This window comes from Parafrankia sp. Ea1.12 (genome assembly GCF_900465275.1).
In the GTDB taxonomy this organism is placed as follows: Bacteria; Actinomycetota; Actinomycetes; order Frankiales; family Frankiaceae; genus Parafrankia; species Parafrankia soli.
The window spans coordinates 22,776-34,955 of record NZ_UBIZ01000331.1; the positions used below are offsets into that span (position 1 = coordinate 22,776).

General features: G+C 72.7%; 7 protein-coding genes. 5 read left to right on the plus strand and 2 right to left on the minus strand.

Annotation, left to right across the window (positions count from 1 at the left end; all coding sequences use genetic code 11):
• Positions 1–64 precede the first annotated feature (64 nt).
• Positions 65–1,414 (plus strand): glutamine synthetase family protein, encoded by a 1,350-nt coding sequence (locus FMEAI12_RS18360; protein ID WP_200835327.1) that lies wholly within the window; start codon positions 65–67, stop codon positions 1,412–1,414.
• Here FMEAI12_RS18360 and FMEAI12_RS18365 read toward each other — a convergent pair.
• The gene (locus FMEAI12_RS18365; RefSeq protein ID WP_112106983.1) at positions 1,374–3,764 is read right to left on the minus strand and encodes an MMPL family transporter; all 2,391 of its coding nucleotides are present in this window, start codon (positions 3,762–3,764) and stop codon (positions 1,374–1,376) included. The two genes, FMEAI12_RS18360 and FMEAI12_RS18365, sit on opposite strands and share 41 nt — an antisense overlap.
• 117 nt (positions 3,765–3,881) lie before the next feature.
• Here FMEAI12_RS18365 and FMEAI12_RS18370 point away from each other — a divergent pair, with 117 nt between their 5' ends.
• Positions 3,882–4,646 carry a TetR/AcrR family transcriptional regulator gene (locus FMEAI12_RS18370; RefSeq protein ID WP_112106984.1) on the plus strand — a complete coding sequence of 255 codons (765 nt, stop codon included), beginning with the start codon at positions 3,882–3,884 and terminating at the stop codon, positions 4,644–4,646.
• A 96-nt stretch (positions 4,647–4,742) separates the two neighbouring features.
• On the opposite strand, the gene FMEAI12_RS18375 is transcribed toward FMEAI12_RS18370, so the two are convergent.
• Positions 4,743–5,813 (minus strand): hypothetical protein, encoded by a 1,071-nt coding sequence (locus FMEAI12_RS18375; RefSeq protein WP_041253654.1) that lies wholly within the window; start codon positions 5,811–5,813, stop codon positions 4,743–4,745.
• 478 nt (positions 5,814–6,291) lie between these two features.
• Between FMEAI12_RS18375 and FMEAI12_RS18380 the strand changes: the two genes are divergently transcribed.
• From FMEAI12_RS18380 to FMEAI12_RS18390, 3 genes are all read left to right on the plus strand, one after another.
• Positions 6,292–7,407, plus strand: coding sequence for a cysteine--tRNA ligase (locus FMEAI12_RS18380; protein WP_112106987.1), 1,116 nt, complete (start codon positions 6,292–6,294; stop codon positions 7,405–7,407).
• 403 nt (positions 7,408–7,810) lie between these two features.
• Positions 7,811–9,511: a diguanylate cyclase gene (locus tag FMEAI12_RS18385; RefSeq protein WP_112106988.1), complete on the plus strand. Its 1,701-nt coding sequence runs from the start codon at positions 7,811–7,813 to the stop codon at positions 9,509–9,511.
• Between the two features lie 445 nt (positions 9,512–9,956).
• The coding region (locus tag FMEAI12_RS18390; RefSeq protein WP_146776725.1) for an MMPL family transporter at positions 9,957–12,180 on the plus strand (2,224 nt) is incomplete at its 3' end.

Below are 12,180 nucleotides of genomic sequence, written 5' to 3' on the forward strand. Positions count from 1 at the left end.
CACCCGGGCCGACGGCACGCGGGCGGACCACACGGCGGCGGACCACACGGCGGAGCACCCGGGCCTGGCGACGCTGCTCGGTGACGTGGACGAGGTGATCGTCGCCGTGCCCGACCTGCAGGGCCGGCTGGTGGGGACCGGGCTGTCACCGGAGTACTTCCGCGAGGAGGTGCTGGGCGGCGACGGCCTGGGGGCGTGCGCGTACCTGCACGCCGTCGACGTGGAGATGGAGACCGGCCCCGGCTACGCCTACGACCCGTGGGAGGGCGGCTTCGGGGATCTGCGGCTCGTCCCGGACCTGTCGACGCTGGGGCACGCGCCGTGGCACCCGGAGTCCGCGATCGTGATCGCGGACGCGGTCTGGCCCGACGGGACGCCGGTGGACGTGGCGCCGCGGACCGTCCTGCGCCGGCAGCTGGACCGGCTGGCGGCACTGGGGCTGCGCGCGCTGGCCGGCACCGAGCTGGAGTTCCTCGTGTTCGAGGAGGCCTACCGCAAGGCCGCCCGGCGCGACTACGCCCGGCTCACCCCGGCCAGCTCCTACAACGTCGACTACGCGCTCGCCGGCACCGAACGGATGGACGATCTCGTCCGGTCGATCCGCCGGGCGATGGCCGCGGCGGGCGCACCGGTCGAGTCGGCGCGGGCCGAGGTCCACCCGGGCCAGTACGAGATCGTCTTCCGGTACGACGAGGCGCTGCGCACCTGCGACCGGCACGCGCTCTACAAGACGACCGCGAAGAAGATCGCGGGCGCGGCCGGGCGTGCCCTGACCTTCATGGCCAAGTACGACCAGGGTGAGGGCAACTCCTGCCACGTCCACCTCTCACTGCGCGCCGCCGACGACGGCTTCGTCCTCGCCGCCGGCGCGCCCGCTGACGGCGCCGGCCCGGACGCCGGGATGTCGGAGCTGATGCGGTGGTTCGTGGCCGGGCAGCTCGCCTGCATGGCCGAGCTCACCCTGCTCTACGCGCCCACCGTGAACTCCTACAAGCGGCTGGCGCCAGGCGGCTTCGCGCCGACCGGGATCTCCTGGGGCCTGGACAACCGCACCTGCGCGATCCGGGTCGTCGGGCGCGGCCGGTCGCTGCGCATCGAGCACCGGGTGCCCGGCGGCGACGCCAACCCCTACCTGGCGATCGCGGGCATGCTCGCCGCCGGGCTGCACGGCATCGAGAACCGGCTGCCGCTGCCGCCGCCGCGTGCGGGAAACGTCTTCGCCGCGCCGGACGTGCCGCGGCTGCCCGCCTCACTACGCGACGCGGCCCGGGCGTGGCGGGAGAGCGCCACGGCCCGGGCCGCGTTCGGCGAGCGGGTCGTCGACCATCTGGCGCACGCCGCCGACGTCGAGCTGTCCGGCTACGAGCGGACGGTCACCGACTGGGAGCGCCGGCGGGGCTTCGAACGCTACTGACTCCCTCGGCGGTGGGGCCCGCGCCGGAGCCCTCGCCGGAGCCCTCGCTGAGGCCGATCCGGGCGTGCAGCGCCCGCAGCGGCTTCGGCGCCCACCAGTTGACCTCCCCGGCGACCCGCATGAACGCCGGCACCAGCACCCCGCGGATCAGCGAGGCGTCCAGCAGGATCGCCAGCGCCGTGCCCAGGCCGAACATCTGCATGAACCGCACCGAGGACGTCCCGAAGGCGAGGAAGGTGACCGCGAGCAGCGCCGCGGCGGTCGTCACGAGGCGACCGGTGCGGGCGAGGCCGGCGGCGACCGCCTCGGTGTTCGACGCGCCCGCGTCGTGCTCCTCCTTGATCCGGGAGAGCAGGAAGACCTCGTAGTCCATGCTCAGGCCGAACGCGATGCAGAACAGCAGCACCGGCATGGACGTGTCCAGCGGGCCCGGGGTGAAGCCGAGCGCCCCGGAGAGATGACCGTCCTGGAAGATCCAGACAGCCACACCGAAGACGGCGGTCAGCGTCAGCCCGTTCATCACGATCGCCTTCAGCGGCAGCAGCACGCTGCCGGTGAACAGGAACAGCAGGACGAACGTGGCCAGCGCGATCAGGCCGATGGCCAGCGGGAGCCGGTCGCCGATGGTCGCCTTGCCGTCGACGAGCACCGCCGGCGGACCGCCGACCAGCGCCTGGGTGCCCGCCGGGGTGGCGGTGTGCCGGATCACGCCGACCAGCGCCTGGGCCTCGTCGGAGTGCGGCTCCACCGAGGACACCACCCGCAGGTAGGCGGCGTTCTCGGCCGCGTACCGCTCGGTGGTCGGGCCCGGTGGCACGACGACCCGCCCGTCGAGCACGATGCCCGCGGAGCTGTCGACCCGAGCCACGCCGTCGAGCCCGGACAGCTCCGTGGCGTAGTCGGCGATGCCCGGCGCACCGAGCCGCTCGGTCGGGCCGGTGAGGACGACGACGATCGCCCCGGCGTCGTTGGAGGAGAAGTCGTCGCGCAGGACGTCCCCGACGGCCCGGCTGGAGGCGTCCTCGCGCAGGACCCGGTCGTCCGGGGTGCCGAACTCGACGTGCAGGAACGGCGCGCCGAGCGCGAGGAGCAGGGCGACGACGGGCAGCCCGGTCAGCAGCGGGCGGCGCATGACGGTGGTGGCCACCCGCCGCCAGAACGGCGACTCGACGGCCTCCCGCGGCACCTCCCGCTCCGCCCCGGGCGCTCCCCCACCCGCCGCGGCGCTCGTGGCGGTCGGGACTCCCGCAACGGCCGAGGACTCACCCCGGCGGCGGCGCAGCCGTCCGATCAGGCCGCCGACGCGCAGCGCGTTCACCCGCGGGCCGAGCAGCATGAGCACGGCGGGCAGCGCCGTCACGGCGGTGATCACGGCGACCGCGGTGACGGCGATGCCCGCGTACGCCATCGACTTCAGGAAGTACGGCGGGAAGACCAGCATCACCGCGAGCGCGACGATCACCGTCGCGCCGCTGAACAGAATCGTGCGGCCGGCCGTGCGCACCGTGGTCGACACCGCCGTGGCCCGGTCGTGGCCCGCGGCGAGCTCCTCCCGGAACCGGCTGACCATGAGCAGCGCGTAGTCGATACCGAGGCCGAGACCGAGTGCCGTGGTCAGGTTCACGGCGAAGATCGACACGTCGGTCAGGCCACCGACGACCGACAGGAACGCGAAGCCGCCCAGGATGCCGACCAGCCCGATCCCCAGCGGCAGCAGCGCGGCGAGCAGACCGCCGAAGGCGATCACCAGCAGCACCATCGTGATCGGTATCGCGATGGACTCGGCCACGGCCAGGTCCGCGCCCACCTGGCCGTTGATGTCCTCCCCGACGGTCGCCGCGCCGCCGGGGCGGACGGTGACCGGGGAGTCGGCGTCGGGCCCGCCGGGCCGGCCGGCCTCGAAGAGGTCCTCGTACTTCGCGACGAGGTCGGACTCGTGGTCGTCGTCCACGCTGGCCAGGACCAGCGCGGCCCGGCCGTCGTCGGAGACCAGCGGCGAGGCCCCGGTCCAGTAGGACGACACGTTGGTCACCCCGGGCTGGGCGGCCAGCTCGGTGGCGAGGCGACGGCCGGCGTCGGCCACCGCGGGGGTGTCGACGGCCGGGGGGTCCGTGCCCGGGGCCCCGGCGCGGGCCGTGACGAGCAGGACGAGGTTCGGCTCCCCACCGAACTTCGTGTCGACGAGGTCGGCGGCCCGGCTGGAGTCGGAGGCGGGGTCGTCGAACCCCGCCGACTCGAGCTTGCCGAACGCGCCCATTCCCAGCACCCCGGCGCCCAGGAGCGCGGCAAGGGTTACCAGAAGCACAAGTCGTGGCCGGCGGGTGACTAGCTTGGCTACTGCCGTGAACACGGAACCCTCCCGAGAGAACCGATCGCTTGAGAGAACAGTGTTCGCAAACACCGGTCGCCGTCAAGACCCCTGTTCTCGAAAGTTGACACCGCTCACCACTGAGCCCAGCATGGCGCTGTGACAAGCACAGCCCCACGACGCGAACGAGTCCGCCAGGCGACGATCGAGGAGATCAAGGCGGCCGCCCACGCCCAGCTCGCCGAGCACGGCACCGCCGCACTCTCGCTGCGAGCCGTCGCCCGCGCGATGGGGATGACCCCGTCGGCGCTCTACCGGTACTTCGACAGCCGCGCCGCGCTGATCTCCGTGCTCGCCCAGGACGCGTACGCCTCGCTCGCCGACGCGCTCGAAGCCGCCTTCGCCACGGCGCCCACTGACGACCAGGCGGTGCGCTGGCTCCTCGTCGCCCGGGCCCACCGCCAGTGGGCGAAGGACAGCCCCACCGAGTACACGCTGATCTTCGGCCCGCAGCCGACCGACCTCACCGACCACAGCGAGGCGCTCATCAACGAGCTCGAGCGGTCCGTCGCGGTGATGTTCCGGTGCATGGCGGAGGCGATCGCGGCCGGCGACATCGACCCGTCCGTGCTGGAGGTCGAGCTGTCGCCCGGCCTGCGCGAGCAGTTGCTGGCCTGGGACTGCGCCGATCTCTCCCCGGCCGGGACGGCGGCCTGCATGTCGGTGTGGACCCAGTTGCACGGGCTGATCGCGCTGGAGCTGTTCGGGCACATGCCGGAACCGCTGGCCGGCAGCCAGGAGCTCTTCGACCAGCAGATGCTCGGCGCGCTGGACCGGGCCGGCCACCGGGCCCCGATCGACCACCACGCCGTGATCGCCCGCGCGGACGGTGCCACCGGGCCGGCCACCCCGGTGCGGGCCTGACCGCCGGGAGGCGACCAGGCCGGCACCGAGGCCGGCGTACTCAGGCCAGCCCGCTCAGGCCCGCGGGTTCACGCGGGCGCGCTCAGGCTGGAGGGGTCAGGCGGAGGCCCGCATCCGCCTACTCAGCGTGTCCAGTGCGACACGGCGAGCACTCTTGATCTCGGGCAGCCGGGCCTGGTAGGCCGACGACGTCGCGAGCGGCTGGTAGAAGCCCAGCCGCGGGACGAAGTCGATGTCGTCGTAACCCGGCGGTCGGTGCAGGGCGTACGTACGCCCCGGGAATAGGAGGTCGTAGTTGTCGGCAATCTGCCAGATGGCGACGTGCGGATCGACCCGGCGGCGTTGGAAGTACGCCTCGAGAACGTCGATTGTGAAACTGATCTCATGGAACTGCTTGACCAGGTTGTGGTAGTGCTGACCAACCTGATACTTGATCGGCAGCTCAACCTGGAGACAGTCCGAGTAGTCGAGAAGGTCGAGAGCCAGAACCTTCAGCGAGGTCTCCACCCCGTAGCCGCGGGAGAACGCGAGCGCCGCAAAGACGTCGGCGTCGATGACGAACTCCCCGATCAACGGCTGGATTGCCCGCGTGATGGACGGCACATAGCGCGCGAGTTGTTTCGAGAGCAGCGAGCGCAGCATCTCGGTCGTACGTCCGCCGGGTTGACCGTCCCCGGTGACCCTGCGCGAGCTTCCGTTCACGAAAAGCGGGGCGTTGCCAGCCGTCGCGGCGGCGGCGAGAACACCTACGGTGGCGGGATCGTAGCTTTCGAGGTCCGCGTCATGAAATATGAGGCGATTTCCGAACGCAAGGTAGGCGAGACTACGCATCGCACCCGCCTTGCCTCCGGTCGTGGCCGCCTCCCGCCCCGCGTGGAGCTCCAGGACGGACTGGCCGCGCACGACCCAGCTCGCGCCCGCCTCGGTCGCGATCCGGACGAGATCGTGCTCGTCTCCGTCCGAGGAGGGGTCCACTATGACCCCGATCTCGTCGAGGACACTGCGTTCCTGCATCCAGCGTTGCCGGTTGAGCGCGACGATGGTTCCCAGCGTCCGCGCCGCCTCAGGCCCGCGAGCGGGTATCAGCAGACTGAGCGTGACGCCTTTGTTGAGCTTGTCCACCTCGATCGCGTCGAGGTCGAGGGTGGTGGGTTCGAGCGTTCGCACGGACGCCCCTCTCTCGAGGCCTTTCTTGGTTACGACCAACCCCCCAGGCCGGTCACGCCCGCGCAGACGTGAGCGGCGGAACACATGGTGGTTCCCATACAGCACGAACCACCTGGGCGAAGCTTTCCGGGCAGACGTCCCCGGGTCAACAGGGCGTCCTTCCGGGCCCTGGGTCGTTACGACTTTCCTCGGCCGCCCACCGCGGGATCGACCGGCCCCCAGACCAACCGAACGGCGAGCCCCAAAGTATGGATGTTGCGCGACGAATCGTCACTCCCCCGGACGAGTCCCCTTGGTCATCCTCGTCACGCTCCTGCGGGTTGGCCCGTGTTCCCGCCATCCACGGGGGGTACGGAACGCCGGCCGGGTCCGCCCAGGGCGGATACCGACAGGTCTACCCGGGGGCGGTCCGGACGACGCCTGTGTCCGCCCGGCACCGCGGTGGCATGCTGAGGCGATGGATGTCGCACTGAACCCGATGCGCCCCGTGCTGCGGCTCGGCGGGGCGCCGCTGCCGGTGGTGGGCCGAGCCCGGGTCTACGTGTGCGGCATCACCCCGTACGCCGTCACCCACCTCGGCCACGCGGCCACCTATCTGTGGACGGACCTTGCGATCCGGGTGTGGCGCAACGTCGGGGTCCCGGTCGAGCTGGCCCGCAACATCACTGACGTCGACGACGCGATGTTCGACGAGGCCCGCCGGACCGGCCTGCCCTTCGACCAGATCGCGTCGCTGCAGCGGTTCGCCTTCGACCGCACGATGACCTCACTCGGCATCCGCCCACCCGACCACGAGCCGACCGCGCGCGCGGCCGTGACCCGGGTGATCGAGCTGGCGACGGCGCTGCTGCGTGCCGGCCACGCCTACGAGCGCGGCGGCAGCGTCTACGCCCGGACAGCCGAGGCCGCCGAACGCGCCGGCCTCGACCGGGCGGCCGCGATCGCCCTCGCCGCCGAGTACAACGACGACCCGCACGACCCCGAACGGGACGACCCACTCGACGTCGCCGTCTGGCGCGCCGCCCGGCCGGACGGCGGGTACCCGAGCTGGCCCAGCCCGTGGGGCCCCGGCCGGCCCGGCTGGCACGCCGAGTGCGCGGCGATGGTCCTGTCGACCTTCGGCTCCAGCGTGGACCTGCACGCCGGCGGCGCCGACCTGCGCTACCCCCACCACGCCGTGGAGGCGCTGCTCGCCGAGCGCGCCACCGGCGTGCAACCGTTCGCGCGGGCCTGGCTGCGGCCGGGGACCGTCCGTTCGGGCGGGGTCAAGATGTCCAAGTCGCTGGGCAACCTGACCTTCGTCGACGACCTGCTGACCAGGCACAGCCCGGCCGCGGTGCGGCTGCTCTGCCTGGTGCGCCCCCGGGACGACGACTGGGACTTCGACGAGGCGGCGTTCGACGAGGCCGAGGCCGGCCTGGACCTCCTCTACTCCGCAGCCAGCCGCCCCGGTGCCGTCCGGGACGCCTCCGCCACGGACGAGGTCGACGCCGCACTGCTCGACGATCTCGACACCGTCCGGGCCCGGGCCATCGCTCTGGACTCCGGCGGTGCCGCGGCCCGGCGGTTCATCTCCGTCCTCGGGCTCGCCTGAGGGGAGCCGGGCCTACCAGGCCCGGCCGGAAACGAACTCACAGGAACAAGAATCAGACAAAAGCTCACACCGCCCGTCAAACGAGCGTGTACGAAGAGCTACCATTCGATACGGTTCCGAAACGGGTCACGGGTCCGGACCCGCCAAGTCGAACCTCCCTGCCGGCTGACCCGACACGCGGAGCGACGGCGCGGCGCGCGTCCGCATCGCCATCGACGGGAGAAGCCCGCCCCCCGACCCGGGCCGGCACCCCGCGCACCCGCCACGCACGGACCCCGCACCCGCGGGCTCGGCGCCCCTGGAAACCGGCGCCCCGCACAGATCCGGCATTCGTATCGGAGACGCTGAACATGGCCCGGTCACTCCCGTCCGGCGCGCGGTGGCCGGCGACACCAGGTTCTCGGTGACGGCGGCCCGACCCACGGCGGGTGCGCCGGCCGACCGTGGCTGGGTCTGGTACCTGGCCGGCGGGCTGGTCCTCGTGGCCGCCTCGTGCGCGCTCCCGGCCGCCGGCGGGACGTCCGGGCCGCGCGTGGCGCTCTACCTGCTGGTCAGCGGCTCGGCGGTGGTGGCGGTCGCCGTGGGCAGGCGGCGCCACGGGCCGGCGGGCAGCCTGCCCTGGTGGTTGTTCGCCGCCGCCCAGGCGATCTCCGTGCTCGGCGACGCGATCCTCGCCGGCTCCCGCGACGGACCCGGCGCCGACGGCTTCCCCGGCATCGGGGACGCCTGCCACCTGGCCCGCTATCCCCTGCTGATGGCCGGCCTGATGATCCTCGCCCGGCGGCGGGGACGGCCGGGCGGCGTGGCCGGCGTCCTGGACAGCCTGATGATGGCCGTCGCCGGAGCGCTGGTCTCCTGGGTCTACCTGGTCGCCCCGCGACTGGCGCTTGATCAGTCCCCGCTGGTCAGCCTGGCCTCGGTGGCCTACCCGGTGGGCGATCTCGCCCTCTTCGCGGCGAGCCTGCGCCTGTTCTTCGACGGCGGCCGACGCCCACCGGCCTTCTACCTGCTCGCCGCCCACCTCGCCGCGGTCCTCGCCACCGACGCCCGCTATGTGCCGCGCCAGCTCGACGGCGACTACCGGGTCGGCGGTGAGCTGGACGTCCTCTGGTTGGCCACCGCACTGTTCCTCGGCGCGGCCGCGCTACACCCGAGCATGAGCCGCCTCGAGGTGGGTGGCACCCGCCCCGGCTCGGTGCTCTCCGTCCCCCGCCTGCTCGCGCTGACCGCCGCGGCGCTGGTGGCCCCGGTCGTGCTCGCGGTGCAGTGCGTGCGCGGGGAGACCAGCGGGCTGGTCGTCGTGGCGGTGGCCAGCGCGGCGATGTTCATTCTGATCATCTTCCGGATGGCGGGTCTGGTAGCCGACCAGCATCGAGCCGCGATCACCGACGTCCTGACCGGGCTGCACACCCGCCGGCACCTGGAAGGCGAGCTGTCCGCGGCGGTGGACCGCGCACTGCGCGACGGCACCCGGCTCGGCCTGTTCCTGGTCGACGTCGACCACTTCAAGGCGATCAACGACCGGTACGGTCATCTCGTCGGGGACGGCGTGCTCGTCGAGGTCGCCCACCGGCTACAGGCGGCGACCCGGCCCGGTGACGTCCTGGGTCGCTACGGCGGCGAGGAGTTCGCCGTGCTGGTCACGAACCTGCGCGAGACCGACCTCGCCACCGTCGGGGAGCGCCTGCGCCGCCAGGTCGGCAGCGAGCCGATCCGAATCAGCACCCGCACCGCCACAGACCATCCCACGCTGCCGGACGGCGGTCCGCCGAGCAGTGCGTCTACGGGCAGCGGCGGGCTGGAAGGCGGCGGGCTGGCCGGGTCGGCCCGGAGCGGGCCGACCGGTGGCGGGAACGCCGACGGTGTGGACACGGACGAGTCCGAGGTACGCGGGGAGCAGGTGATCGCGGTGACCGTCTCGGTCGGCGCGGCCGCCGTGCCCACCCACGCCGCCGACCCGTTCCACCTGTTCGGCGCCGCCGACGACGCGCTGTACACGGCGAAGAGCGCCGGGCGCGACCGGGTGGCCGTCAGCGGCCGTGCCCTCCCCCCGGCCGGCGGCGACGACCAGTTGGCGGTGAGCGGAGCCTCCGAAGCACTGTGACCCGACTCGGGCCACGGTCGATCCCGGGGTTCCGCGGAACCGCAGAGCGCCTACCGGGTGGCGGCAGAAGCCGCCGCACCGCAAGAGGCCGGGAGGCACTGGCGGGCGTCGTGTTCATGACATCGCGAGCGCGCGACGTGCCCGCATGCGTCCCGCCTCCCAGCGGGCGAGCCGATGTGGGCGATTCGCCCGATTACGGCGCATTCGGCGACATAGTGTTCGCGCAGGGTTCCTGCCCACCGTGCCATGGAAACCCCGCCTATCTTCCCACTGGTGCACGCGACCGCCGTGCACCACCCCCCTCATCTATCACCATCTCGGCCATCGCCCACCCCGGCCGTCGCGTATCCCGGCCGGCGGAGACCTGGCGACTCGGCGGAGACGACGGCCCAGCAGGGGCGACGGCCGAGCGGAGACGACGGCCCAGCGGAGTCGAGGAGGACGGATGTCCCGGTTGCTGTACCGGATCGGCGCGGCCGCGGCCACCCGGCCGTGGCGGGTTGTCGGGATATGGCTTGCCGTGCTGGTGGCGGCCCTGGGGCTGGCCGCGGGCTCGGGGGGTCAGCCGCGCGACGACTACGACGCCCCGGGTACCGCCTCGCAGGTCGGCACCGACCTGCTGCGCCAGAGCTTCCCGACCCTGGCCGGCGCCGACGCGCGCGTCGTGCTGCACGGCACGAACAAGGCCCAGCTCGACCCGGCCATCCTGGCCAGCGTCGGTGCCCGGCTCGGCAAGGTGCCGTCCGCCATTGTCGCGAGCCCGCCGGAACTGTCCCGTGATGGTGACACCGCGCTGTTCACGGTGCACTATTCGAAGCCGGTCACCCAGCTCGGCGGGCGCGATGCCCTGGACGCCGTCTACGCGGCGGCCGCCCCGGCGAGTGACGCCGGGTTGCAGGTCGAGATCGGCGGCCAGATCTCGGAGAACCTCCAGTCGGTCGACGGCCGGGCCGAGGCGATCGGCGTGGGGGTCGCGCTGCTCATTCTCCTGATCGCCTTCGGCTCGGTGATCGCCGCCGGGGTGCCGATCGCGGTGGCGATGATCGGGCTGGGGGTCGGGGCCTCCGGCATCACCCTGATCGCGGCGACGACGACCGTCAGCACGATCGCCCCGACCCTCGCGTCGATGGTGGGGATCGGCGTCGGCATCGACTATGCGTTGCTCCTGGTCACCCGGCATGTCGAGGGGCTGCGGTCCGGCCTGTCGGTGGCGGAGGCGGCGGGGCGGGCGAACGCGACGGCCGGTATGTCGGTCGTCTTCGCCGGCCTCACCGTGATCGTCTCGCTGACGGGCCTGCGGCTGGTGGGTCTCAACACATACGTAACGACAGCCTTCACGACGGCGTCCGTTGTCATCGCGGTCGTCGCGGTCGCGGTCACCCTTGTTCCGGCATTGTGCGGTCTCGCGGACCTGCGGGTGCTGCGCCGCCGGGCGCACGCCGAGTTGTTCGTCGCCCGTTCCACGAGGCCGGCGGGCACCGGCTCGGCCCCCGGCGCTGACTCCGGCACCGGCTCGGACGCGACGCCGGCGAAGCCGAAGCGGACCCTGACCGCGCGGTGGGCCGCGAGCATCGGCGCTCGTCCCCGCCCGTGGGCGCTCGCCGCACTGATCTTCCTGCTGGCCCTCGGCGCACCCGTCCTGACCATGCGCACCTGGCCCCAGGACGCCGGCAGCGCGCCGACCGACGTCACCCAGCGGCGCGCCTACGACCTGATCTCCGCCGAGTACGGACCAGGCGAGAACGGCCCGCTGCTGCTGGCCGTCGACCTGCGGCAGCTGCCGGCGCCGGAGCTGCCGGGCCTGGTCGCGAAGGTCGCCGCGGTCCCGGGCGTCACGGCCGTCGAGCCGCCGGTGATCGCCCCGTCCGGGGAGGCCGCGGTGATCAGCGTGGTCCCGACGACCGGCCCGAGCGACAAGGCCGCGTCCGATCTGGTCGCCCGACTTCGCGCGGACGTGCTGCCGCCCGGCGTGTCCATCACCGGGACTACGGCGATCTTCGCCGATCTCTCCAGGCTGCTCTCGGAGCGGCTGTGGTGGGTGGTCGGCTTCGTCGTCGGGATGTCGGTGCTGCTGCTTACCGTCGTCTTCCGCTCGCCGGTCGTGGCGATCAAGGCGGCGGTGATGAACCTGCTCTCCATCGCGGCCGCCTACGGCGTTGTGACGGCGGTGTTCCAGTGGGGTTGGGGAACGGACCTGCTCGGCCTGCCGCACAGCGTCCCGATGTCGAGCTGGCTGCCGGTGCTGATGTTCACTGTCCTGTTCGGCCTGAGCATGGACTATGAGGTCTTCCTGCTCTCCCGGATCCGGGAGGACTGGGTCGCCACCGGCGACCCGCACGGCAGCATCGTCCGCGGGCTCGCCTCGACCGGCCGGGTGATCACCAGCGCCGCCCTCATCATGATCGCCGTCTTCTCGGGCTTCGCCCTGGACCCGGACGTGACCGTGAAGATGGTCGGCGTCGGGATGGCGGTCGCCGTCCTGGTCGACGCGACAGTGATCCGGATGGTGCTGGTCCCGGCCACGATGGCGCTGCTGGGCCGGGCGAACTGGTGGCTGCCCAGATGGGTCGACGTCCTGCTGCCGCGGGTGGACATCCACGGTGAGCGGTTCGCGAGCGCGACCACCGGCCTCGGCGGCGCGTCCGGGTCCGGGTCCGGGTCGACTGGGC

Bases quoted from the DNA above. Each gene is read 5' to 3' on its own strand.
- FMEAI12_RS18380 (WP_112106987.1), top strand. From the start codon at position 6,292: ATGCGCCCCGTGCTGCGGCTCGGCGGGGCGCCGCTGCCGGTGGTGGGC.